This is a genomic window from uncultured Campylobacter sp., assembly GCF_938002845.1.
GTDB lineage: Bacteria > Campylobacterota > Campylobacteria > Campylobacterales > Campylobacteraceae > Campylobacter_B.
In genome coordinates this window covers 129016-154607 of record NZ_CALKZP010000051.1, presented here as the reverse complement: position 1 = coordinate 154607, position 25592 = coordinate 129016, and the positions used below count along the sequence as shown (strand labels likewise).

At 46.6% G+C, this 25592-nt stretch carries 21 protein-coding genes and 1 tRNA gene; 12 read left to right on the top strand and 10 right to left on the bottom strand.

Going from position 1 to position 25592, the window contains the following annotated elements; translation table 11 throughout:
- From trpA to Q0224_RS09240, 7 genes are all read right to left on the bottom strand, one after another.
- On the bottom strand, positions 1-747 hold the full coding sequence (trpA, locus tag Q0224_RS09270; RefSeq protein ID WP_297950819.1) for a tryptophan synthase subunit alpha: 747 nt from the start codon (positions 745-747) through the stop codon (positions 1-3).
- Complete coding sequence (gene trpB, locus Q0224_RS09265; protein WP_297950818.1) at positions 740-1921, bottom strand: tryptophan synthase subunit beta; 1182 nt, start codon at positions 1919-1921, stop codon at positions 740-742. The genes trpA and trpB overlap by 8 nt, the downstream gene beginning before the upstream one ends.
- Positions 1922-2169: 248 nt before the next feature.
- Positions 2170-2246: transfer RNA gene (locus Q0224_RS09260), tRNA-Arg, on the bottom strand.
- A gap of 13 nt (positions 2247-2259) precedes the next feature.
- Positions 2260-2640: a response regulator gene (locus Q0224_RS09255; RefSeq protein ID WP_005869488.1), complete on the bottom strand. Its 381-nt coding sequence runs from the start codon at positions 2638-2640 to the stop codon at positions 2260-2262.
- Positions 2641-2654: 14 nt separating this feature from the next.
- Positions 2655-7208 carry an ATP-binding protein gene (locus Q0224_RS09250; RefSeq protein WP_297950817.1) on the bottom strand — a complete coding sequence of 1518 codons (4554 nt, stop codon included), beginning with the start codon at positions 7206-7208 and terminating at the stop codon, positions 2655-2657.
- A 165-nt stretch (positions 7209-7373) separates the two neighbouring features.
- On the bottom strand, positions 7374-9176 hold the full coding sequence (uvrC, locus tag Q0224_RS09245) for an excinuclease ABC subunit UvrC (RefSeq protein WP_297950816.1): 1803 nt from the start codon (positions 9174-9176) through the stop codon (positions 7374-7376).
- Positions 9157-9567, bottom strand: coding sequence for a hypothetical protein (locus tag Q0224_RS09240; RefSeq protein ID WP_297950815.1), 411 nt, complete (start codon positions 9565-9567; stop codon positions 9157-9159). The genes uvrC and Q0224_RS09240 overlap by 20 nt, the downstream gene beginning before the upstream one ends.
- Before the next feature lie 27 nt (positions 9568-9594).
- On the opposite strand from Q0224_RS09240, the gene Q0224_RS09235 reads away from it, so the two are divergent.
- The 6 genes from Q0224_RS09235 to Q0224_RS09210 all read left to right on the top strand — a co-directional run bounded on the left by Q0224_RS09235 (position 9595) and on the right by Q0224_RS09210 (position 15679).
- Positions 9595-9795 carry a hypothetical protein gene (locus Q0224_RS09235; protein WP_297950814.1) on the top strand — a complete coding sequence of 67 codons (201 nt, stop codon included), beginning with the start codon at positions 9595-9597 and terminating at the stop codon, positions 9793-9795.
- Between the two features lie 54 nt (positions 9796-9849).
- On the top strand, positions 9850-11385 hold the full coding sequence (gene guaA / locus Q0224_RS09230) for a glutamine-hydrolyzing GMP synthase (RefSeq protein WP_297950813.1): 1536 nt from the start codon (positions 9850-9852) through the stop codon (positions 11383-11385).
- A 54-nt stretch (positions 11386-11439) separates the two neighbouring features.
- Positions 11440-13158, top strand: coding sequence for a DUF262 domain-containing protein (locus Q0224_RS09225; RefSeq protein ID WP_297950811.1), 1719 nt, complete (start codon positions 11440-11442; stop codon positions 13156-13158).
- 35 nt (positions 13159-13193) lie between these two features.
- A complete protein-coding gene (locus tag Q0224_RS09220; RefSeq protein WP_297950810.1) occupies positions 13194-13796 on the top strand; it encodes an NAD(P)H-dependent oxidoreductase in 603 nt (200 codons plus the stop codon).
- A 130-nt stretch (positions 13797-13926) separates the two neighbouring features.
- Positions 13927-14127: a hypothetical protein gene (locus tag Q0224_RS09215; protein ID WP_297950808.1), complete on the top strand. Its 201-nt coding sequence runs from the start codon at positions 13927-13929 to the stop codon at positions 14125-14127.
- Between the two features lie 265 nt (positions 14128-14392).
- Positions 14393-15679 carry a hypothetical protein gene (locus tag Q0224_RS09210; RefSeq protein WP_297950807.1) on the top strand — a complete coding sequence of 429 codons (1287 nt, stop codon included), beginning with the start codon at positions 14393-14395 and terminating at the stop codon, positions 15677-15679.
- Positions 15680-16066: 387 nt separating this feature from the next.
- Here Q0224_RS09210 and kcuS read toward each other — a convergent pair whose 3' ends face one another.
- Entirely contained in the window at positions 16067-16294 is a 228-nt protein-coding gene (gene kcuS, locus Q0224_RS09205; RefSeq protein WP_297950806.1) for a KCU-star family selenoprotein, read from the bottom strand.
- Positions 16281-18350 (bottom strand): carbon starvation CstA family protein, encoded by a 2070-nt coding sequence (locus Q0224_RS09200; protein ID WP_297950805.1) that lies wholly within the window; start codon positions 18348-18350, stop codon positions 16281-16283. The genes kcuS and Q0224_RS09200 overlap by 14 nt, the downstream gene beginning before the upstream one ends.
- A 558-nt stretch (positions 18351-18908) precedes the next feature.
- Here Q0224_RS09200 and Q0224_RS09195 point away from each other — a divergent pair.
- The 6 genes from Q0224_RS09195 (at position 18909) to Q0224_RS09170 (ending at position 24498) form a co-directional block, all read left to right on the top strand.
- Positions 18909-19877 carry an iron ABC transporter permease gene (locus Q0224_RS09195; RefSeq protein ID WP_297950804.1) on the top strand — a complete coding sequence of 323 codons (969 nt, stop codon included), beginning with the start codon at positions 18909-18911 and terminating at the stop codon, positions 19875-19877.
- Positions 19874-20641: an ABC transporter ATP-binding protein gene (locus Q0224_RS09190; protein WP_297950803.1), complete on the top strand. Its 768-nt coding sequence runs from the start codon at positions 19874-19876 to the stop codon at positions 20639-20641. Before Q0224_RS09195 ends, Q0224_RS09190 begins: the two co-directional genes overlap by 4 nt.
- Positions 20642-20643: 2 nt before the next feature.
- Positions 20644-21426 carry an ABC transporter substrate-binding protein gene (locus Q0224_RS09185; RefSeq protein ID WP_297950802.1) on the top strand — a complete coding sequence of 261 codons (783 nt, stop codon included), beginning with the start codon at positions 20644-20646 and terminating at the stop codon, positions 21424-21426.
- A complete protein-coding gene (locus Q0224_RS09180; RefSeq protein WP_297950801.1) occupies positions 21427-22641 on the top strand; it encodes a radical SAM protein in 1215 nt (404 codons plus the stop codon). It begins immediately after the preceding gene.
- A complete protein-coding gene (locus Q0224_RS09175) occupies positions 22638-23141 on the top strand; it encodes a flavodoxin family protein (protein WP_297950800.1) in 504 nt (167 codons plus the stop codon). The genes Q0224_RS09180 and Q0224_RS09175 overlap by 4 nt, the downstream gene beginning before the upstream one ends.
- Before the next feature lie 670 nt (positions 23142-23811).
- On the top strand, positions 23812-24498 hold the full coding sequence (locus Q0224_RS09170) for a hypothetical protein (protein ID WP_297950799.1): 687 nt from the start codon (positions 23812-23814) through the stop codon (positions 24496-24498).
- Positions 24499-24943: 445 nt separating this feature from the next.
- On the opposite strand, the gene Q0224_RS09165 is transcribed toward Q0224_RS09170, so the two are convergent.
- Entirely contained in the window at positions 24944-25183 is a 240-nt protein-coding gene (locus Q0224_RS09165; protein WP_177388543.1) for a DUF333 domain-containing protein, read from the bottom strand.
- Positions 25184-25592: the final 409 nt, after the last annotated feature.

The following is a 25592-nucleotide window of genomic DNA, read 5'->3' as shown; positions in this document are numbered from 1 at the left end:
TTAGTTAAAAAGTTCGGCGATCTTATTTTGCAGCTCGCGCCCGCCGTAGTTAGCGCATAAATTTACGATCGCAGTGCCGATGATAGCGCCGTCTGCGTATTCTTTCGTAGCGCGAACATCGCCGGCAGTGCGGATACCAAAGCCGATCGCTACGGGCAGATCGCTCATCTTTTTAAGATCTGCGACCATATTTTTAAGGCGCGAGATCGGAGTTTGCTTGCTTCCGGTCACGCCGATAGCGCCCACGCCGTAGATGAAGCCTCGTGCGCGGCTCAAAACTCGCGTGGCGCGGTGCTCGCTCGTAACGCTAATAAGCGGGATGAGCGCGATACCGAACTCTTCGCAAAGCGCGAAAATTTCCTCATTTTCCTCATACGGCAGATCGGGGATTATTATTCCGCTGATGCCGTAGCGCGCCGCCTGTGCTACAAACTCGCGCACGCCGTAGGCAAAGATCACGTTGTAATAGACCAAAAACACGAGCGGCTTGCGCGTTTGCACCTCTTTTAAAATTTCAAATACCTTCTCCGCGTTTACGCCGTTTTGCACCGCGGAAAAGCTCGCCTTAAAAATTTCGGGACCGTCTGCGAGCGGATCGGAATACGGGATGCCGATCTCAAGCAGATCGATCGCGCTTTCGTCTAAATTTGACAAAAACTCCTTCGTGTGCGCGGGGCTCGGATATCCCGCCACGATATAGCCGATGTTCGCCTTTTTGCCCGCAAAGGCCGCTTTGATCTTATCCATAAATCGTTCCTTTTTTGTAATTCATCACGGTATCCATATCCTTATCGCCCCTGCCGCTTACGTTTACGACGATCGTTTTTTTGCCTTTTAACTGCGGGCAGAGCTTTTCCAAATACGCTAACGCGTGCGCGCTTTCGATCGCGGGGATGATACCTTCGAGCCTGCAGAGCAGTTTAAGTGCCGTGATGCACTCATCGTCGGTTACCGCTTCGTATCGCACGCGACCCGTCTCATGCAGATGCGCGTGCTCTGGACCTACGCCGGGATAATCAAGCCCCGCCGAGATGCTGTGTACGGGCTCGATCATGCCGAATTTATCCTGCAGTACGATCGTTTTCATACCGTGGATGATGCCCGCGCGCCCGTTGGTAATGGTCGCTGCATGATAAGGGGTATGCGCACCCAAGCCGCCCGCCTCGATACCCAAAAGCTGCACGCTAGGATCGTCCACGAACGCGCTAAAAATTCCTATCGCATTGCTTCCGCCTCCTACGCAGGCCAGGACATAATCGGCCTTGATCCCCTTGCTCGCAAGCTGCGATTTGGTCTCGGTGCCGATGACGCTTTGAAAATCCCTAACCATCTTAGGATACGGATGCGGTCCGACCGCCGAGCCGATGACGTAAAATACGCTCTCGATCTCATTCACCCACGCCTGAATCGCCGCGGTGGTCGCCTCTTTGAGCGTTTTAAGACCGGTGCCGATTTTGATTAAATTTGCACCCAAAAGCTGCATCCTAAAGGCGTTGAGCTGCTGGCGCGCAGCGTCGGTCTCGCCCATATACACGTCGCATTCAAGCCCAAATAGCGCCGCTGCCGTCGCCGTCGCCACGCCGTGCTGGCCTGCGCCGGTTTCTGCGATGACCTTTTTTTTACCCATTTTTTTGGCTAGTAGCGCCTGCGCAAGGGCATTGTTGATTTTATGAGCGCCCGTGTGGTTAAGATCCTCGCGCTTTAGATAAATTTTATGCCCATAGTGCTCGCTAAGGCGCGCAGCGTGATATAGCGGCGTCGGACGCCCCGCATATTCGCACAGCAAGTAGCCCAGCTCATCTTTGAATTCCTTCGTCTGCGCTATGGTGTTGTACGCATCCTCCAACTCCTCGAGCGCAAACATTGCCGTCTCCGGCACGAACTGCCCGCCAAAACTCCCGAAATACGCCTTTTTATTCATCCTATCTCCTCGCATTAAATCGTAGGATTATATAAAATTTCGCGTTAAATTTCGCTTTTTTGACGGCACCTTTTGCGACGCTATTTTAAAATTTATTGGATATGCAGCCGCAAAAACGCGCGGCGCAAGATGGTAAATTTTAAAATTTACAATTCAAGGTTTCACGGACTACAAGCAAATTTTATAACGTGACCCTATATGGAATATGAGGGCTTAAATTTGAAAGCAAAATATCTCAAAAAGAGCAATGGTGTCCCCGACAGGATTCGAACCTGTGGCCTCAAAATTAGGAATTTTGCGCTCTATCCTACTGAGCTACGAGGACAAAAATCGGCAATTTAATCGCCGATAATATTCATAACGTCGTCTAGTTTTTTGTGAAGATCTTTGTCATTGATGGGCTTTGTCATAAAGTCATAAGCACCTTTATTTAAAGCCTCTCGTTTAGCGGTCTCGTCCGTCGTAAGGACAATGACGGGGATATGAGCTATACTTTCTCTAGCGTGAAGATTATCTAAAAATTCCAGCCCATTCATCACAGGCATTACGATATCTAATAAAATCAAATCAACGGGCTGAACTTCGAGTACGGCAAGAGCGTCCAAACCATTTTTGGCTTGGAGTATGGTTTGGAATTTGCCGTATTTTTTTAGCATAACTTCAAGTAGCTTTAAATTTATAGCGTCGTCATCAACCGTTAAAACTTTCAAATCTCTCATTTAAGACCTCATCCTTATATATATTTTTGTGCGAGTTTCTCAAGACCCGACTTGGTAATATTGTAACTAGCGACTTCGCTAAATAGTGGATTTTCATCGTTGTCGTTAGAAAACAGAACTAGCTTGGTCGCAGATGCTTTTCGGCGCAAGCTCTCTAACGCCGCTAAGTCTAGCCCCGCTAGCTTTTTATCAATCAAAACAAGCTTATAGCTGCCCGTAGCCGCCATAGAAATAAGCTGATCGAAATTGCCCGCAATTTCTACGTCTTTATACTGGTGTTTTAATATGCTGGCAAAAATTTTACTTTCCATAATGTTTGCCTTGCATATAAGTATATCTTTTGTCGGCACTCGCGCACCCTTAGCTTTCACTACGTCATCGGAAACTATGCTTTTTTTAGGAACTAGCTTCATTATCGTCTTTGGCACTTTGACAGTTTTAATGACCGTCTTAGGCACCTGGCGTTTGACAAGCTTTTTAACCAGCTTCTTTGTAGTTCCACCGGCGGGCGCTGCATCAGATCGTTTATCGCCGATAAAATTATCTAGCATTTGAGCTAAGATATCCTTTTTGATCGGCTTGGTGCAGTATTCGTCAAGTCCTGCTGCCATAAATTTCTCTCTATCGCCCTTTAGCGCATTGGCAGTAACAGCCACGATCGGGATGTGGCGGAGATTATTCTCATGCTCGTATTGCTTGATCTGCTTTGTGGATTCGATACCGTCCATAACAGGCATCGAAATATCCATAAATATGAGATCATAGTCGTTATTGGCTTTTCTGGCTTCCAGCGCCAAAAGTCCGTTTTCGACTATCGTCAAATTCATATTAAAGCTATTTAACGTATGCTTCATAAGCTTTTGATTGATCTCATTATCCTCCGCAATAAGGATTTTGGCGTTATATTTTCTATTGACCAAAGGTACATTTTCATCGGCAGGATTTCGCTCTACCGGCACTTCAACCTCTTCTTCGACTTCGACATCCTCTTCGACCATAATAGTTTCTTCCTGTTGCTCGTCTTCGTATACGGTGACGGGCACCTCGACCATCTCCTCTTCCTCAGGCTGCGGGATAACTACCGGTTCGACTTTTACGCTAACAGGCTCAATCTCGGGCTCTTCGACATGGACATTTTGAGTAGTAGGCTCCACCTTCGGAATATCTACAGGCTCCGGCTCAATACTCGGCTCTTCGGCAGGAATATTTTGAACCGCTGGTTCTACTACTGGCGTTACCGGTTCAGGCTCGATATTTGAAGGTCCCTGTTTAACCTCTTCAAGTTTTGGCTCGATAGGCTTTAGTTCAGGCTCAATTGCTACCGGCTCTGGCTCAACAGCGATAGGTTCTGGTTCAATTATCTTTTCAGCTATACTTTCAGGTTCTGAAAGTTTAACATTTGAAATTTCATCTTCATGAGCAGAAACACTTGAAGTATCAGGCTTCGAAGCTTTAGCGATAGGAATTTCAGGCTCGGTTTTAATGGCTACCGGAATTTCTTCTTCTATGCTTGGAATTTCAACCTTTTTGGCAGGCTCTTGCACCTTGGCGCTCGGTTTGATATCCGAAAGATCAATATCTATATCAGGAATTTCAATCTCAGCCTTAGGCGTCTCAACCTTAGCCTTTGGAATTTCTACTTTCGCAGGCTCAGCCTTTACTTCTTCTTCCTCTTTCTTAATCTTAGGAAGCTCTATTTCGATATCGGAAAGATCAATGCTAGGAGTTTCGGCTTTAGGAGCCTGGGTCTGAGTCGCATGTGTTTTGAGCCCCACAAAATCATCAGGGATTTCCAAAGATATAGGCTCATCGATATCGGCCTGGGCATCCTTTGTGCTTGAAGGCTCTACCTTTGGCTTTTCTGTGTGCGGGATTACTATTTCAGGAATATCAATATCTATCTTTGGCGATTCAGGCTCTATCTTTTCAATCTTAATATCACTCATAGGCTCGATGTCTATAGGCTTAATGACCGGTTCTTCTGCTTTAGAAGCTTCTTTTTTGAGCTCTTGAGCGATACTAGGCTTACTAACAGTTTCATCTTTATGCGTAGAATGAGCCTCGGCATCATGCGTACGTCTTCTGCTTTGCAAGATAGCGCGTAGCTCGTCTGCCGACGAAGTAGTAGCATGTCGTAATTCATCGAGCTTATTGATGATAGGTCTTTCTTTTACTACCGGTTCCTCCATAATCATTTCATCAGCGACAATAGGCTTTTCTACCTCGGCATCCAGCTTAATCTCATGCGTCTGTGGAGCAAAATCCGATCTACTTAGAGCAATTCCGGATTTTGAAATTTTATCTAGCGTCTTAACGAATTTAGTTAAGTTAAAAGGCTCTGTAAGGGTAAAAATTTTAGAATTTGAAATACTAATACTTTGAAGCTCTTTTGGCTTAAGAGTCAAAATCGTAGGCATACTCAATATATCGCTAACCTCGCCGTAATTCTTAAATCTAGTGATAAGGGCGTCATATTTGTTATTATTTTGCGCTGAGCGGAACTGCGCGTTCGTATTAAATATCGAAATTTTACCGCCTAGCTTGCTGATGTAGTTTTTAACGATATCATTATACATCGTATCGGCGCTATCGGCTAAAAGCGCAAAATTTAGCCCTTTGATACTTTCAAATACTGCGTCTGCATCGGTCTTTTGCGTCTCTTTAAAAGCAAGAGTGAAATAAAATCTAGTACCCTTTCCTACGGTAGATTTAACCTGAAGCTTACCGCCCATCATCGCTACGTATTTTGACGAAATCGTAAGTCCAAGACCTGTTCCGCCGTATTTGCGCGTGATTGTAGAGTCAGCTTGAGAGAAGGCGTTAAATACATTTGCGAGCTTATCTTCAGAAATTCCAATGCCGGTATCTTCTACGCTAAACGTTACGATCGCCTCTCCTGGAGCTTTGCTAGGCTCCCTTAAAATTTCAACTACGATAGTGCCGTGCTCAGGCGTAAATTTAACAGCATTTGACATGAGGTTGATAAGAACCTCTTTGATCTTCGTAATATCGCCGTATAGATGATGCACTAGTGTAGGATCGATGTAGAGCAGGATGTCGATATTCTTTTCGGCAGCCTTGGCAACGTAAATTTCAACCGCACTTTCGAAATCTTGAATAGGGTTAAATAAGATATCCTCAAGCTCGACCTTATTACTTTCGATCTTGGAGACATCCAAAATGTTATTAATGATCGTTAGAAGGTTTTCGGACGATTTTTCGATGGTATCAACGTAATCGCGCTTCTCCTCGTCCAAATCGGTATTTTTAAGAAGCTCCGTAAAGCCGATGATGCCGTTAAGTGGCGTCCTGATCTCGTGAGACATATTAGCTAAAAAGATCGATTTTGCCTTGTTGGCATCCTCCGCAGCGCCCTTTTGATACGCAATCAGATCGAGCGCATCCTCGATAAGCGAATATGCCTTGTTAACACCCTCGCTAGTCCTAACGTCGATATGCTCGTGCTGATTCGTCAAATCGCCGATTCGGCTAAGCACGTTGCCGAGGTCGGTAACGTTCTGTCTTAAACGTCTTGTAATACCCAAGGCAAAAACGACCAAAATAGCCGCTAAAACCCATATACCAAGAGCGATAAATAGGTTTCTTAGCCTTTGCGCTAGGTAAGTATCGGCATGCGTCGCAAGCTCAGCATTGATCTTTTCAGAAATTTCGCTTAGTTTTTTATATTTAAGTGTAGTAGAGGCAAACCACTCTTGAAAAGGCACGCTATAATGTCCCTCGTCCGCTTCTTGCTGTAATGTGGCTGAAATTTTAGCAGTTTCTCTTAATGCGTTTTGAAATTCCTCTCCGTCTAGAATCTTTAAAATCGCGGCTCTAGCATCAGATTCCGGCAAGAAGTAGTAATTAGGGAGCGAACTAGATAGGTTGAAGCTAGCCCAAGTCCTTAGCTGCGCCTGATTCATCGCCTTGCTACCGATAATGTATTCGATAATATAGTCACGCTCCGATGCGGTGGCATCCATCGCCTCATAAGTATTAAGCAACGAAACCGTCCAAACGGTAATATTTGAGCTTACAAGACCCTCTCTTAGCACTCGTTGGATTGTTTTTACATCATCATCGAATTTTTGAAAATATGAGCTGAAAAGCTCACCGAAGCTTTTGCTTTGAGCATCGACATCCCTTCTTACCTGCGGAAGTTTGTCTAATAAACCGTCTATATCGGTCTCGGCAGCCAAAAGCTCGTCATTACCGGTGCCGTAAGCGAAAATATCAAAAATAGTCTTTTTTATGACGTTTTCACTGATATTTTTGCTTTCTTTATACTTTGCAAGCGCATCGTCGGTTTTTTTGCGTTGGCCCGATAGAAGGGTTCCCATACCGGGGTTTCCCTCGCTACCCAAAAACGCCGAAGTGATACCGCGCTCTTTATCTACCTGCTCTACTAACGCCGCGAGGTTGCTATTTTTAGCAATTTGCTGCTGCAAAATTCCCACTCTGGCGTAATCCTGCAAAGAGATAAACAAGAAATATGATGCAAACGCGAAAATCAAAAGTAACGGGATACCGCTAACAAGTCTCAAAGCACTTGTAGTATTTAAATTCATACAAAATCCTTCAAAGCGCAGCTTACGCGACGTTAAATTTTATTCAACCGGAGAAACGAAGTCGCTTCCGTCACGCTAGGCGGAGACGATTTAGCCGTCCTGCAAAGTTAATGGGTGATTTTACTAAACAAATCTTTAAATATAGCTTTTTGCGTTAGGTTTTCGTTAATGATTGTTTAAAATTTTTTCGGCGGTTTGGATATTCGTAAGCGATCTGATCTCATCGAAGCTCGCCGCATAAATGCTCTCAAAATCGCCGTAAAAGTCCAAAAGCTTCTTCAGGCTTCCCTTGCTAACGCCCAAGCTTAGCAGCTTTGAGCTTTGCAGATCGAGTTTGCGTTTGCTCTTTTGGTGAAACGAGATCGCAAAGCGGTGCGCCTCATCGCGCAGACGCTGAAAAAACTGCAATTTTTTATCGTCCGTCGGCAGCGAAAAGATCCTGTCCTTAGTGCAAATTTTATCTTTCGCAGCTCCTTTTGCGCGGTGAGCTTTAGCGTCAATTTTCTCTTTAGAGATAGCGATTATATCGACGTTTGCTCCGACGCTTGAAATTATTTCCTCCGCCAAGTTTAGCAGAGCCGTTCCGCCGTCGATGAGCCACAGATCGGGCGCTGCAAGCTCGTCAAATTTAAGCGCGCGGCTAGTTAAATATTCGCGCATCTGATCGTAGTCGTTATTTGAGCTAAGGTGCTTGTGGCGGTAGTTTTGCTTGTTAAACTCGCCGTCTTGAAAGCTTATCATAGCTCCCACGGCCGCGGCGCCGAACATATGCGAATTATCGAAAACTTCGATATTTACCGGCAAATTCGTAAGATTAAAATAATCCTTCAGCTCCTGCAAAAACGCGTAATCGTGTGTTTTTAGATGCTTTTTGATATTGATCTCGCAGTTTTGGTATGCGATCTCGCAAATTTTACGCTTCTCGCCGATTTTCGGCGCGTAAATTTTAAAGGCTCTTTCGTGCCGCTTGGATAAAATTTCGCATACCAGATCCGCATCGTCAAACTCGTCGTAAACGTAAATTTTAGCGCATGCCACGGGAGCCGCGGCAGGAAAGGCGCTTAAGATCATCTGCTTGTAGGCGTTTGCGATATCATCGGCGCTTGGGGCTTTGCAGTTGATTATATGCGAGCTTGAGGCTGAAATTTTACCCTCGCGTATGCTAAAATGCACGGCGCAGACGAGCCCGTCGCGTGCGGCAATCGCAAAGACCTCAAAATCATCGAGCTTTGCCAGATCGACCTCAACCTTTACGTTCATCTGTTTTAAAATTTCGATCTTATCGCGAATCTGTGCGGCTTCCTCGAAATTTTCGCTCTGCGCAAGCCGTGCCATCCGCTCCTGAAGCTGCGGCACCATCTTTTGCGGATTTTTTAGGGCGGCAAGCGCGCTTTGTACGATACGCGCGTAATCCTGCTTTGAAATTTTATCCTCGCACGGAGCGGCGCAACGCCCGATCTGGTGGAACAAACAGGCCTTTTTGCCCTTGACGCAATTTTTCTTCTGCACGAGCGGAAACTGCATGTAAAGCGTCTGTAAAATTTCCTTTGCGCCGTGAAAATAGGGGCCGAAGTATCTGATGTTTCTGCCCTTTATGATCTTTCGCGTGATCTCAAAGCGCGGAAAGTCGTCGTCTAAATTTACATATATATAAGGATAGGTCTTATCGTCGCGCAGCAGGATGTTGTACTTGGGCTTAAGCTGCTTGATGAAGGAATTTTCCAGTATCAGCGCGTCGCTCTCGCTGGGCGTTACGATGTATTCTAAATGCACAGCCTCGCTTATCATCTTGGCGATGCGCGCGCTTAGGCGGGGGCTCGGCGCGAGAGCGGGCGTGAAAGAAAAGTAGCTTTTGACGCGATTTTTTAAAATTTTTGCCTTGCCGACGTATAGCAGCTTGCCCGCGGCGTCGAAATATTGATACACGCCGGGTCTGACAGGCAGGCTCTTAATCTCCTCTATTAGCAAGGATTAACCCTCTTATCTCTTCAAAAATTTTATAAATTTGCGAATCTTGGATTTTGTTTTCAAACTCCCCTTTTGCGCGCTCTGAAGATAAAATTTTGCCGTCCCGGCGCAAATGAGCTTTATAAATTTGCGCCCTTCTTCTGCTCATCACTCTATCTGCTACGAAAAATTTTATCTCTCGCACGCCGCAAAGCTCCGCCGTCTCTCTAGCAGCTACGAAGCGCTTTAATACGTCTTTTATTAAATTTATATTACTATCGCGTTTTAGTTCGCAAAGCCCCGCCGGGTGTTTTGCGGCTATCATCAAAATGCCATCTTTGACGTAGATGAAAGCGATCAGCCTTTGCCAACTAAGCGGCAAAATCGCTAAAAACTCGCCTCTTTCTCGCATCTTGGCATATAAAGGATCTTTTCTGATATGAGCTATTATTTCTCTTGCATTTTCCATAAGCGGATTTTAGCATTTTTTATCTTAGTTTTGCTTAGCGGCTGCGGATACAAAGCACCGCCGTTTTATTCGGACGCAGATGAGCGAACCGCGAACGCAGAGGCATCCGCCGCAGATGGCAACAATACAAACGACACGAAAGGCGGCGTTAGAATTTTACGCGATAAATAGCCTACTTTTAGCTTTGCTTTGTTATACTTTTAAAAATTTTTACAAAGGAATTTCATGCAAACGGCAGACATTTTAGTGCTGGACTTCGGCTCTCAATACACCCAGCTGATCGCTAGGCGCTTGCGCGAACAAGGCGTTTACACCGAGCTGATCGCATACGACGCATCGATCGATAAGATAAAAGCCAAAAACCCTAAAGGCCTTATTTTAAGCGGCGGACCCGCTAGCGTTTACGCCAAGGATGCGTATTTTTGCGACGATGAAATTTTTGAGCTTGGAATTCCAATTTTAGGCATCTGCTACGGTATGCAGCTCATCGCGCATAAATTTGGCGCCAGCGTCGTGCCTGCGGGTAAAAAAGAGTATGGCAAAGCCTCTTTGAAGCTGCTTCGAGCAACCAGGCTTTTTGACGGCGTTAAGGATAATTCAACCGTCTGGATGAGCCATTCGGACAAGGTCGAGAGCCTGCCCGAGGGCTTTGAGGTGATGGCGAGCTCGGATGAGAGCGAGTGGTGCGTATTCGGCGACGAGATCCGTAAAATTTACGCGCTACAGTTTCACCCCGAAGTCTGCCACAGCGAGTTCGGAGATAGAATTTTAAAAAATTTCGCCAAGGAAATCTGCGGACTAAGTAGCACGTGGAATATGGGTAGCTTCGCCAAAGAGCAGATGATCAAAATAAAAGAGCGCGTAGGCAGCGCCAAAGTGCTTTGCGCGGTAAGTGGCGGCGTGGATAGTTCGGTCGTAGCGGCGCTTTTGGCGCATGCGGTGCCACAGAGCCTAATAGCGGTTTTTGTCGATAACGGACTGCTCCGCACGGGCGAGCGCAAGGCGGTAGAGGAGATGTTTAGGCTCAAACTCGGCGTGAGCTTAGACGTGATCGATGCTAGCGAGCTATTTTTAAGCAGGCTAAAAGGGGTGGTCAATCCTGAGCAAAAACGCAAAATCATCGGCGCTACCTTCATTGAGGTTTTCAGCAAAGAAGCGGCAAAACACAAAAACGTAAAATTTCTAGCCCAGGGTACGCTCTATACCGACATCATCGAAAGCTCCGTCGCAGGCTCAAGCAAAACGATCAAAAGCCATCACAACGTAGGCGGCCTGCCTAAGGATATGAAATTTGAACTGATTGAGCCTCTGCGCGAAATTTTTAAAGACGAGGTGCGCCAGCTGGGACTTGAACTAGGCCTTTCGCGCGAAGTCGTTTTCCGCCATCCATTCCCCGGCCCGGGTCTTGCGATCCGCATAATGGGCGAGGTAAATACGCCAAGCCTTGAGCTACTACGCAAAGCCGACGTGATCCTGCGCGACGAGCTAAAATCAAGCGGCTGGTACAACAAAACGTGGCAGGCATTTTGCGTGCTGCTAAACGTGCACTCCGTAGGCGTCATGGGCGATAACCGCACCTACGAAAACGCCGTGTGCATACGCGTAGTGGACGCCAGCGACGGCATGACGGCTAGCTTCTCGCGCCTGCCTTACGACCTGCTAGAAAACGTCTCTCGCCGCATCATAAACGAAGTGGACGGCATCAACCGCGTAGTTTACGACATCTCGAGCAAACCGCCTGCAACGATAGAGTGGGAGTAGTGGTAAAAATATCGGCATGCAACAGCATTTGAGCATTGTTAGAAAGGTATAATCATGAATTTTTCTCCACAAGATATGGATGTAAAAACACTGTTTAAAACTTACCCAACTTTTAGGATACCTGTTTTTCAAAGGGATTATTCTTGGGATAAGCAGTTCTATAAAAGATTCATAGACGATATTATTAACGGCATAAGGTTAGTAGATAATAGTTTATTTAATAATGTATACTTTATTGGAACTATGGTTTTTTCCGGAAATTCTAATGAAAACAGTATAGATGTAGTTGACGGTCAACAAAGATTAACCGTAATCACAATATTGTTGTCAGTAATTTCAAATAAATTAATGGAATGTGGAAAGGAAGGTTTATCTGATGCAACCTTTAGATATGTCAAAGATATTAATGATAATAACGAGCCTATAAGGCATTTGATCAGTGATACGTCATACCCGTATTTTGATTGTTATGTGCAATCTAAAGAAAAAACCAATATCCCGACAATAGAAACAGAGGAAGAAGAAAACATAAAGCAAACTTACGATTTTTTTAATGTATATTTATCGTACGAGAAATTAAAAGAACAAAATTTGGTCTTTAAAGATTTTGACTATGTGGAGATTTTACTAGCAGTTAGAAATCAAATTCTTGAGTCAAAACTTATCGCTATAGTAACCAGTGATAAAGATAGTGCATATATGATTTTTGAAATTTTAAATGCTAAAGGTAAAAATCTTGCAAGTATAGATCTCATTAAAAACATAGTTTTTGAAAAGTTGCACAATGATAAAAATGGAGGAATTGGCTATGCAGAAAGTGTTTGGGAAGGAGTTAAAAAAACTTTAAGAGACAGGGACAGCTCAATAGGTTTAGCAACCTTTTATAGGCATTATTGGATATCTAAATTTAAAAAAGAAACAAACAATAAGCTTTATGATTCATTTAAGTATTATATAAAAAAAGATGAATACCTTGATTTTTTAAAAGATTTAGAAAAAGAGTCAAAGATTTATATTAGTATTGTTAATCCAAAAATAGAAGATTACAGTAATAGGCAAGAATATAAATGGTTGGTTCAAAGTCTACAATCTTTTGGAAGTACATTCAATGTGGTTCAAAGCAGAATTATATTATTAGCACTACTAGATATAAAAAATAAGGAGCTAATTTCGACTCCAAGTTTTAAAAAAGCAATCCAATATCTAGAGAATTTTATTTTTGCCTATACAAACATATCAAAGAAGCAGGCCAATATATATGAAGCCAATTTTTCTAAATTGGCAATCAAGTTAAGGAGAACACAAAGTAAAAGCGATACAAATACGATTCTTAACGAATTACTCTACGATACTTTTAATTCTAAATTGCCAAAGTATGAGGAATTTGAAGAGGGCTTTATTAAGTTGGCATATAGTGGAAAAAAGAATTTGCCAACAAATATGTTGGCAAAATATGTTTTAAAAAAACTTAATCAATACTTTGAGAAAAAGGATTTTTTCTGTGACGATGCTTCTGTAGAACACGTTATTAATGAAAAATCAGAAGATAATGATACTTGCCTGATTGGTAACCTAATTTGTTTAGAGACTCGACTAAATAATGATGCTAGTGATTTAAAATATATTGAAAAAAAGGAAGTTTATAATAAATCAAAATATGAGCAAGTTAAAACTTTTATTTCAAAATATTCAGATTTTGATATTGAAGTAGCTAAAGTTCGTTCTAAAAAAATGGCTAGAGAGTATTATGATTTTATTATTTGCAATAATTGATTAGGGAATTTAAGAAAACAAGGACTGAAATTATTATGAAACAAATCTGCATCATTTTAGCGCATCCTTACGAGAGAAGTCTAAATGCGGCTATTGCAAACGCAGCGGCAGAAAAGCTGCAAAATAGCGGCTACGAGGTTAAATTTCACGATCTATATAAGGAGAAATTTAACCCAATCCTTAGCGGCACCGAGCTCGTGAGCGACGAAAGCGACGACGAGCTGTTAAAAGCGCATCAAAAAGATATCGCAAACACCCACGGCATCGTGATTGTCCATCCGAACTGGTGGGGCGAGCCGCCCGCCATCCTCAAGGGCTGGATTGACCGTGTGCTAAGGCAGAGAGTAGCCTACGATTTTGCGCCGGGCGATAACGGCGGCGGGCTTCCGATAGGGCTTTTAAAGGCTAAAGCCGCCGTAGTTTTCAACACCTCCAACACCCCCGAGGCCAGAGAAAACGAGATATTCGGCGATCCGCTGGAAAGAATTTGGAAAAACTGCATTTTTGATTTTTGCGGCGTGAAAACCTTTGAGCGGCTGATGTTTAGAGTGGTCGCAGATAGCGACGAGGTCGAGCGAAAGGTCTGGTTAGAGCAGGTAGCGCAGACGCTGGATAGGTACTTTCCGAAGCAATCGTAATTGCTCTAAATTTAAAAATGCGCTATCCGCAAAATCCGAACGGCATAGAATTTGACTGCCTATTTAAACAGATGCGCGCCGAATTCGCTCGCACATTTGGCGCAAAATCTATGAAATTTAGGAGGTAATCATGCTTAGATTAATCGCTGCGATAGCGATTTTAGCGGCTCTCATATACTTCGTCATGGGAGGCGGCGGCAAAAAGACGATCAAGGATTACAAAAATTTCAGCCGCGAGGAGCTGGAGACTTTATGCCTCGAAAAGAACGATAAAATCGCCTGCCAGCGTATCGCCGTGGACTATATCAAAGAAAATAAACCGAAAAAATGATCTAAATTTGCGAGGCTAATTTTGCGGTTTCGCTCAAACAGCGCGCGGTTAAATTTCTTTCTAGCCCGGTCCAAACGCTGCGCGGATAAATTTGCCTGCAAAGCACGGCTGAAATGCCAATTAAATCGGTACCGAGCGCCGCGCAAATAGCGTAAATTTAAAAGCAATAATTCAAGTATTAGCATGCGCGCTGAAAAACCGCTAGCCAAAATTAAAAGCGATAAATCGCGCTGTGTTCTTTGCGCACAAACAAAAGGAGCGACGGATGAAAATTTTATGGCAAAGCAGGCTTCAAAACAGGCTTCGAGATATCGGCGAAAATATCCTGATAAAGGGCGATCGCGCATTTTACGTAGGCGATAACGACGAACAAAAGCAGATGAAGCTTAGAAAATTCTCGCTCGCAAGCGGCGAGCAGCTAGCCGGCGCGCCTTTCCGCGATTTTACCCGTGCCGCGACCTTTGACGATGACGGCCGCACGCTCGTAGTTCTGGGCTTTGTAGACACGATTTATAAATTTAACGCCGCGGATCTCGCGCTCATCTCAAAGCACAAGAAGGGCGTGCTAAAATACGGCAATTTTATCGCGCTAAGTAGCAAGGGCGGCGATAAAAAGGCTATTACGGCGACCGATGACACGCTTTTTATTTACGATTTTGTGTCGCAGACGAGCACGCGAAAGCGATTAAAGGGCTGCGTAGCGATTTTTAAGCAAGATGAGCTAAATTTCTTGATTTTTACGCGCTCGGGTCAAATTTACCGCCTAAATTTGAGCGGTTGCGAGCTTAAAATCATCGCTAAAACTTGCCCTATGACGCAGGTGCAGCGCGCAAGCGGCGGATATTGCATTCGCGTGGGCGAAGCAGGCGAAAACGGCGAAATAGAGGGTGCTAACGAGCTTGTTTTTACGGACGCGAATTTTAACGTTAAATTCTGCGTGAAGCTCGATTTCGATTTCGATAAATTCGAGCTTGCGGCGGATGGACCGGACGGCTGGCGCGGATACTTTATAAACGAGCCGAATGAGCTGAGGGTTCTTGATCTGCGTAGCGAGGCGGGCGGCTTTGAGCACAGCAAAACGGGCGATCTCGAGAGCGGCGAGCACGACGGCTCGGACAAATTTGCGTACGATAAAGCCGAGGAATTTAGATGTGACGAAGCGGACGAATTTAATCGCGGCGGCTCGGGCGAATTTACGCAGGTCAAGGCGAGCAAATCCAGATGCGAAGCGACGGATAAATTTGAGTACGACGAGCCCTTTAAATTTAAACTCGGCGAGCAGGTCCAATACCTCGCGGCAAAGTCCGTGTTGGCGCATAAATTTAAACAAAAGGGTGCGAGAATTTTAGGCGTCGTTACGGCTGCTTCTTGCCGGGCTGCGAGCACAAAATACGAAGCGGAGCAAAAGGACGCATTTGCCGAGCAAAATTTAGCGCCCGAAGGCAGCGAAAAAGAAGGGCATACGCAGCCGCATACCCACACATGCAAAGTACTGGTAGATAATGCTTACGACGAGGATGCGGAGCAAATTCTAACCTGCTATGAGATCTAAGCCATTGTCCAAGCACACCCATATTCCTGATTTAAAATTTACAGCTGTGATTTCGCGCCTTTAATTAAGGCAGGTTTGTTAAAAATTTTGCAAAAATTTTATATAGAATTCTACCAAGACGCGGCAAATACCCGTTTAAAAATTCTACGACATGCAGGCGAGACCATTGCAAAAAATCGCGGCTAGCGATAAGTATGGCGCGACGGCAAGGACAATCTCAACGCCTTGGCTACGAGCAAATTTAAAGCGCAATCTCAAAGAGGTACGCGCGAAATTTTATCCCTAGCAGCGGGCTAAATTTCATGACTCGCGCGCCCGCACCCTATCAAATTTAAAATTTCAGATCAACGACGATTTGTACGGCGCGACCGCGCCCTTTCGCCGCTATCAGCACTTGACGTTTTTCGCCTTGCTGTCTTGCATCGCGCGGAAAAATTCCGCCCTGCTTAGCGGGATTTCGTCCGGATGAGCGCTTCTGAAATGGCGCAGATAGCCCTCGTAATCGCCAAGCCCGATGAGCGGCGCAAGTGCGGCATCCGCGCGCGCCAAAAGCCTCGCCACGGCCTTCGGAGCTGCGAGCGGGTTAAATTTAAACTTTTTCTTAAACGCCTGCATCTACGTACTCGCTTTCTGCCAGTTTGAAATACCCCTCGTTCGCGCCGCCTTTTGAAATTTTAAGGCACATCCTTATCGTTTGGGCGATGACTATGATCGTGACTACGACGAAAAGAGCACATAGCACGGCGTCGATGACGTTATTTCTGATGATAGCCTGCGCCTTTTCGATCGCCGCGGGATCGCTCAGGCTAGCGAGCTTGGCGGCGGTATTTTGCGCGATAGCCACGTGGCTTACCGCGTCGTGCACGCGCTCGCCGTTAGCCGGCATCAACTTCAAGATCGCCGCATAAAGCGTGGTTATAAGCACCCAGATCGCAGGAGCGATCGTAACGAAAGCGTATTTTTGTTTGCCCATTTTAAAAAGCACCACCGTAGCGAGCAGAAGCGCGATGCCCGCGAGCATCTGATTGGACGCGCCGAAAAGCGGCCACAGCGTGTAAATCCCGCCCATAGGATCGGTAACGCCGCTGTAGAGCAGATAGCCCCAGCCCGCCACGCAGATCACCGTCGCGATGATGCCGTAGAGAAAATTTTTAGTATCGGAAAACGGCTTATAGACGTTGCCTAAAATTTCTTGCACCATAAAGCGCCCCGTGCGCGTGCCTGCATCGACTGCGGTCAGAATAAACAGCGCCTCAAATAGAATCGCGAAATGGTACCAAAACGCCATCAGCTCCTTGCCGCCGATGATCTGGTGCAGAAGCATCGTTAGCCCCATTGCAAAGGTAGGAGCGCCGCCCGTGCGGCTCATCATCGTGGTTTCGCCGACGTTTGAAGCCAAGGCGCCGATCTGCTCGGGCGTAATGCTAAATCCGATAGAATTTATGTACGCCGCGGCGCTTACCGCGTCTTTGCCCAGTACCGCAGCTGGCGAGTTGATAGCGAAGTATTCGCCCGGGCTTAGTATGCACGCAGCCACAAGCGCCATTACGCCCACAAGGCTCTCCATAAGCATCGAGCCATAGCCGATGAAAAGAGTGTGGGTTTCGCGCTCGAGCATCTTCGGCGTCGTGCCGCTAGAGATCAGCGCATGAAAGCCCGAGATCGCGCCGCATGCGATCGTGATAAACAAAAACGGAAATATCGGACCTGCAAAAACAGGACCCGTGCCGTCGATAAATTTCGTCGTAGCGGGCATTTTAAGCTCGGGCGCGACAAAGATTATCACAACCGCCATGCCGATGATGACGCCGAGCTTAAGGAAGGTACTTAGATAATCGCGCGGCGCCAGCAGCAGCCACACGGGCAAGATCGCCGCGATAAAGCCGTAGCCGATCGTAAGAAGCGCGAGCGTCTCGCCCTTTAGCGAAAAAACGTCGTGCCAGTACGGATCGATCGAGACGTAATGCCCGCCCCAAAGCGCAAGCATCAGCAAAACAAAGCCGATGATCGATGCCTCGCTGACCTTGCCCGGGCGCAAAAACCTCATGTAAATTCCCATAAATATGGCGATCGGTATCGTCATCGCGATCGTAAAAAGCCCCCACGGCGAGTTTGCAAGCGCCTTTACGACGACCATCGCCAAAATCGCCACGATGATCAGCATGATGAAAAAAATCCCGATCATCGCGATGCCGCCCGTGAGCTTGCCCATCTCGTCTTTTATCATCTCGCCGAGGCTCTTGCCACCGCGTCGCGTGGAGAGCACGAGCACGATGAAATCATGCACCGCGCCTGCGAGCACGACGCCTACCAAAAGCCAAATAGTGCCGGGCAGATAGCCCATCTGTGCGGCCACTACGGGACCTACGAGCGGTCCAGCGCCTGCAATAGCGGCGAAATGGTGGCCGAAAAGGACGTATTTGTTTGTAGGGACGTAATCTCGTCCGTCGTTTCGGATCACTGCAGGAGTTGCGCGGCGATCGTCCAGCTCGAATACGCGATACGCGATAAAGCGCCCGTAGAAGGTGTATCCGATCAGATAGATGCACGCGCTGGCCACTACGAGCCAGACGGCACTGATGCTCTCGCCTTTATTTAGCGCAAGTACGCCGAAACACCACGCTCCTATGACGGCGACCGCCGCCCAAAGGATCTTTTGCCAAAATTTCATGCTCACTCCTTAAAGCTTAGCGAGCGGCTTTGGCGCAATTCGTCGTTTAACAAAACGGCTTGCGGCTTTAAAGCTGGGCTCGTTAAATAAAATTTAGTGCGTATTTTATCGGCGTTTTTATAATTTAAAGCTGAATCGTGAAATTAAAAAGAGCTCTTTCGGCGTTTAAATTTAACGCCTAAATTTTGAATTTCAAATTTAAATAGGCGGCTTGGAGACGCGCGAAATTTTAATATTTAATCGCCCTAAATTTAACTCCGCAGCTCTTAGCCGTTACGGAATTTATCGCGGTTTAAGAAATCAAGCGATAAAATCCCATGATAACGATTTTAATTTCTTAATAAAAATCGCGAATACTTTTAGGAGGAAATTTATGCCGAATCAGGTGTGCGGCTACGTACTTTTTCGCGCTGATATCAAAAGCTATGCAAGCTTCAAAAATAATTGCGCCAGCCGCGAGAATTTCATAAATTCCGCATGCATAAATTCCCGACGCCGCTTAAATTTTAAAAATATCCGCCGCAACGAAATCTGCGCGTATAGTTCGCCTGGTGGGCTATGAGCTTTAAATTTTATCTCTTTTTAATCGTAGCTTTCATATTGCTTGCTTTAGTGGCCGTAAGTAGCGGCGGAGCGAGCATTTCGCTAGGCGACATCGCGAAATTTTTTACCTTCGGCGAGTTGGACGAAACCAAGGAGCTCATCTTGCTACAAATGCGCCTGCCGCGCCTCGTGCTTGGAATTTTAATAGGTGCGCTGCTGGCAACTTCGGGGGTGGTGGTGCAAAGCGTATTTTTAAACCCGCTTGCGGATCCCTACATCATCGGCATCGCCTCGGCAGCGACCTTCGGCGCGGTCATAGCCTATCTGCTGGGGCTTAGCGACGTTTTTTACGGAATTTTCGCATTTTTGGCCGCCAGCGGGCTTTCACTCGTAATCTTTAAGCTCGCAGCCCATACTCGCTCGATCTCTACGCTACTGATCGTAGGTATCGCCGTGTCGTCGTTTTTGGGCGCATTCACCTCCTTTGCGGTCTATCTAATCGGGGAGGATAGCTTTAGGATTACGGCGTGGATGATGGGCTATCTAGGCGGGGCGAATTGGTATAAGATCGCGCTTTTACTGCCGCCGCTTATGTTTTGCATGGCGTATTTTTATGCGAAGCGCCACGAGCTAAATATCATCTTAAATGGCGACGAGGAGGCGAAATCGCTGGGGCTCAACGTCGAGAAGTCCAAAAAGAGCCTGCTCATCGTCTCCTCGCTCATCATCGGCTTTTCGGTCGCATTTACGGGGATGATAGGCTTCGTGGGGCTCATCATTCCGCACACGCTTCGCATGGCGCTTCATACGGCGAGCAACGCCGTGCTGATCCCCGCTAGCGCGCTTACCGGCGGAGTTTTTTTGGTTTTTTGCGACGTAATCGCTAAAAACGCCCTCTCGCCGGTAGAAATTCCGATCGGCGTGGTGACCTCCTTTTTCGGCGCGCCCTTTTTTCTATACCTCGCGTTTAGGAAGCATGCATGAAAATTTCGGCGCTAAACTTCAGCTATGGCAAGCGGGCGATCTTGCGAGGCATAGAGTTAAATTTAAAGCGGGGTAAATTTTACGGGATTTTGGGTCCTAACGGCTGCGGCAAAAGCACCTTGCTAAAAAACATATTGCAAATTTTAAAGCCCGCAAGCGGGATTATCGAAATAAACGGCAAAAAAGCAAGCGAATACGGTCTAAAAGAGCTTGCCGCGCTCATCGGCTTCGTGCCGCAAAAAACAGCCCTCGCAGCCGCGCTAAACGTGAATGAAATTTTACTTGCGGGCAGATTTTGCCGCCTAAAAAGCGCATTTAGCGGCTACGATGCGAGCGACCGCGACAAAGTAGAGCGAATCGCCGAGCTTTTGGACGTGAAGAAATTTTTAAATCGCAGCGCGTTTGAGCTAAGCGGCGGCGAGTTCGGGCGCGTGCTGCTTGCCAGAGCGCTCGTAAGCGAGCCTGAAATTTTACTGCTCGATGAGCCCACGGGCGCGCTTGATATAAACTACGCGATCGAGGCGATGAGGATCTGCGAAAATTTAACCAAAACACTAAATTTAACGAGCGTCATCGTGCTGCACGATTTAAATTTAGCCTCGCTATTTTGCGATGAAATTTTGATGCTAAAAGATGGCGCAGTGAGGTATCGCGGTAGCGCGAGCGAGCTTTTTACGCCGCAGATCATAAAAGAAATTTACGGCTTTGACGCCCTGATAGTCGAAAATTTGGGAACCAAATTTATCTTACCGCAAAAGGAGTAAATATGAAAAAAATTTTTATAACTTTGCTTTCGGCGAGTTTTGCGCTCGCCAAAGGCCTGGTAGTGCTCGATCCCGCCGCAGTCGAGATCATCTATGCTTTAGGCGCACAGGATCAGATCGCTGCGATCTCAACTACCTCGATGAGCAAGATCCGCCCGGAGGCAGAAACCGCGAAACTACCGAGCGTAGGCACCTACGTAAAGCCGAATATGGAAAAGATCGTCGAGCTCAAGCCCGATCTGGTCATCACGAGCTTTCACTCCGCAGGCGTTAGCGATAATCTGCAAAAACTGGGGCTTAAGAGCCTTGCGATGGATGCAAACTCCACCGCAGATATCTGCAAAAACGTAAAAACCATCGCGACTATCGTAAAAAAAGAGAGCGAGGCGGATAAAATTTGCGCGCGGATGGATGGAATTTTTGCAGACAAACCCGCTCTTCGCGGTAAAAAAGTAGCGCTATTTTTCGGCTCAAACGCCACTATGGCCTTTAACGACAAGACCCTAGTAGGCGATATCTTCGCTCGTCTCGGCGCCAAAAACATCGCAGACGGCCTAAAAGGCAGCACGCCTTCGGTATCTGCCGAATATATCCTCGAGCAAAACCCCGATATAATCGTCGTCGTGGGCGGCGAGACGGAGGATTTTTTAAAAGCAAATCCGATCCTTAAAAATACCAAAGCCGTAAAATCGGGCAAAATTTTAAAAGCTCCGACGCTCATCTTGCGGGGCAGCCCGCAGATCGGCGAGACGGTGGATGAAATTTACGCGGAGGCAACGAAATAGATGTTTAAAGAACGCATTAAATCCCACCATCGCTCCAAGCTTTTCGAGAGCGTCTCCGCAAGCGAAAACGAGCTGTTCGATGCGCTAGAGCAGCCCGCGAAAGACAGCGATTGCGTGATCTATCTGCATGTGCCCTTTTGCGACAACATCTGCTCGTTTTGTTCGATGATGCGCTCCAAACTCGGCGACGAGCTGGACGAATACGCTAAATTTCTGGTCCGCCAGATCAAAGACTACGGCGAGATGCCCTACTTCGATACCAAAAGCGTCAAAAGTATCTACTTCGGCGGCGGCACGCCGAGCGTATTTAGCGAAGCTCACTTCGAAAAGGTTCTGGGCGCGCTGCATAAAAATTTTAAGATCGCGGACGACTGCGAGATCAGCATAGAGACCACGCTGCATAATCTAGATACGCAAAAAGCACTCGCTCTGCAAAGCTTCGGCGTAAATCGCTTTAGTATCGGCATGCAGACCTTCAGCAGACAGGGGCGCGCGCTTTTAAACCGCGTGCATAAGCCCGCTCGCGCAATCGAGCGACTGAAGGATCTTAGAGAAAAATTTGACGGCATGCTCTGCTGCGACATTATCTACAACTTCCCGGGCGAAAGCGTGGAGGAAGCGCTAGAGGACGCGCGCTACGTAGATGAACTAGGTCTAGATAGCGCCAGCTTTTACTCGTTGATGTTTTTCGATGGCTCGGAGCTATCCAAAAAGATCGACAAATCCTACTACGATCTAGAGATCGATAAGAAGCTGCATCATGCCTTTGCAGAGGCGCTGCTGCAAAGCGGGAATTTCGAGGTTTTGGAGCTTACTAAGCTTGCTCGCAAAGGTCGCGATAACTACGGCTACATCAAGCTAAGCCACAAGGGCACGGATATCCTGCCTATCGGCAACGGCGCGGGCGGACACGTAGCGGGCTTCGGAATTTACGGCGTTTCGGGACATAAGATGATCTCGCGAATCGATGAGCGCGAGGCAAAATATAGCGTGCTAAACAATCTGTTTCAATACCCGATCGTAAATTTAAACGAGCTAAAAGAAGCGCTAAGCGCGAATATTTACGACGAAGTAGTACAAAAGCTGAAAGAATTTCAAAGCTGGGGGCTTTTGGAGCTTAAGGATGAAAAATCGGTCTTGAACTTGGACGGAATTTTTTGGGGCAACAACATCAACGAAGAGATAGCAAACATTATGAAAAAGGATTTTGTATGAAAAAAATCGTGCTTTACACCTCGCAAACGGGTAACACGAAAAAAGTGGGCGACGCGATCGCCGAGCAACTAGGCTGCGAGAGCCTAAATTTCCGCGACTTTGAAGGCGAGGTCAATGACTACGACTTTATAGCCTTGGGGTTTTACGTCGATAAGGGCGAGGCCGAGGCGAAATTTACGCGCTTTTTACGCAAAATTCACGACAAGAAACTGGGCGTTTTCATGACGCTTGGCGCGGAGCCGGACGGCGAACATTCGCGTAAGTGTTTGGATACCTTTGAAGAGGGGCTTAAGGCAAACGGCAACGAGATCGTAAGGGAGTTTGCCTGCCAGGGCGCGATCGATCCGAATCTGCTTGAAACGATGCGCAAAATGGCCTCTAGCGGCAACTCGCCCCATCCTATCACTCCCGAGCGACTTGCGCGCTGGGCAGAGGCTGCGAAACACCCCGACGAGAAGGATTTGGCGGATGCGAAGGCGGCATTTGCGGGGATAGAATAAATTTTAAAACAAGCCGCGCAAACCGCTGCGCGGCGCGAACAAAATTAAATCATTACCCGTCCCCCTCCCGCGATTTACGCGATTTAAAATTTATCTTTGCTAAATTTGAACGACAAATTCCATTCCTACAAGCAAATTTGCCGCCGCAGGCGCAGGTCTTGCTCTAGAATTTAAACGATAAAATTTCATTTCGCGCGCAACGGATCAAATAATGCCGCCGACCTTGCGCCGCTAATGCGCGCTCTGAGCGCGAAAAAGCCAGCTTTTGCGAGCGACCGGCCTGCAAGCGCTGCGAGCGCCGCCGTCATCCAATACACCGCTAGTCGCCTTACAACGGCCTGAGCGCAAAAAATCCGCTTCTGCGAGCAAGTAGGCTGCGAGTGCTGCGGTCGCGATCATCGGCTATCACCCGTCGTCACGTGCCGTAGGTGCCGCTGTCCGCCGCCATCCTCCCGCCGCGCAACAACCCATCCGCCGCTAACCACCTACACGACAACTTGTCGCCGCTCATCGCCCTGTCGCTTTATCGCAGTACCGAATCCAAACCGAACCGCTAAATTTTAAATTCCATAAAAGTCTCATCGCACATAAATTTTAATTCGGCAAATGCGCAAAATTTAGGTAAAATTCCACCCAAACGCTTTGACGGTCAAAATTTAAAGGGGCGAAAATGACGAATTTCGAGTACGCTAGTCGCATTAATGAGGCTGCAGGGCTAGATTTAAGCTTAGATTGCAAAGAGATCGATCTACAGGATAAGCTTTACGGGCTTTTTCAGTGCTTTATGCCTGACGGTGTGGGCGCGCGGGCGGTGTTTGCGCCGCTGCAAAACGGCGAAGCGCTACAAGCGCGCATAATGCCAATCTACACAGTCACGGCGCAGCGGACGCAAGAGGCGTTCGATCAGGGCATGGCGCCCGGGTATTTTTGCCCGCCGCAGGATCCGAAATTTAACGACGAAGCGCTTAAGAGCCTAGCTTTAGCGTACGTTCGAAATTTAAAAATTTTTGCCGAGTTTCTCGGCGATGACGAGCTTTTAAAGATGCTTGAGCAGATAAAATCCACTCGCGTGCAGGAAGGTTTTGATTTCACGCATAGTAAAGACGAGCTTGCGGACGCCGTCTATGAGGCGATCACGGAGTGGATGATAGATTCGCCGAAACTCGATGCGAAGCTATGGGTGCTCGGCGAGGCGTACTATTCGATCAACTGCGACTACCTGCTCTCGGCGTACTTGCAGTATCCAAACTACGCGCAAAGGCCGCAGGAGGACTTTCTAAAGCCGTACTTCGAGCTATATCTAGCGGGACGGCAGATCACGTTTGAGTGTGGCGAGGTCGTGGTTTTCACTCGCTAAATTTACGCAGGCAAGGAAGCGAATGAACGCTCGTAAGCAGTTAAAATTTTAGCTTTTTAAACAATAAAGTGAGCTACACCTACAAATGGCTAAAATTTAAGCTCAGCAACTATGGGCACAAATGCTTATCGCATATCCAAAAAATCTGCCTCCTAATCAAGCAATCTAGTAGGTTTCCTGCGCGTCGCGTCAAATCACTTAAAATGTTTCTGCTTTGTATAGCCGCCGCTTTCAGCACCTTGCTAGAGCAAAATCTCCACACATCGTTTATGTTTGGATAATTGAATTCCTTCCATCACTCTGCTGCCCTCACTTTGTATGAGGTACCCAAATAATTTACTTGCGCTAATGCTTGCTAGTTAGAATTTATCTGAATTTTAAATAGGAATTTTGACGCAGAATTTTATGGAATTTCGCTGCTGCAAATTTCGCAAGCGATAAAATTCTATCGATTTACGCTCTTAAATTTACTCAAATCACCGCCTGTTTTATAAAATTCTTCAGCGTCAATCATAGTGCCGTCAGGCAGCTTACAAACGGTGTAATCCACGCCGTTGCCGTCTTTACGGACGATCAGCTCGCCGCCATTTTTGATACAAAAATCCCCAGCAGCGCTAGCCTCTGCGCTCACCGAAGCGAAAGCGCCCACCGCAAGCGCTACTGCAAAAAATCTCTTAAAACTCATTTAAATCCTTTCGTTTAATTTTGCCTGTTTTTAGGGTTAAGCTTAAATTTAGACGCCAGATACGCTAAACCTGCGCCTACATAAATAAACCGCCTTCCATCCTCGAACACCGATAATAGCGTTTTAAATGTTAAATCCTACCTAATAAATCCCAGCAGCGCCAAGTCCGCTCGCCGCTGCAAAATCAAAGCCATCAGACTTCATCCAATGCAAAATTTAACATCATAAAATTTTGTCTTCAATAAAATTCTAGCAGCAAAATCCAAGCCGCATCAAAGCTATTTCTGCCGTAAAATACCAGCTATAAAAGCGAGGGCTATGGCAAACACTAGCTCATCAGCGGCAAGGCAAGCGCGGATCCTAAACAATCTCGTCTATAAGCGCGAGCTGCGTTCAAATCCTTTAAATT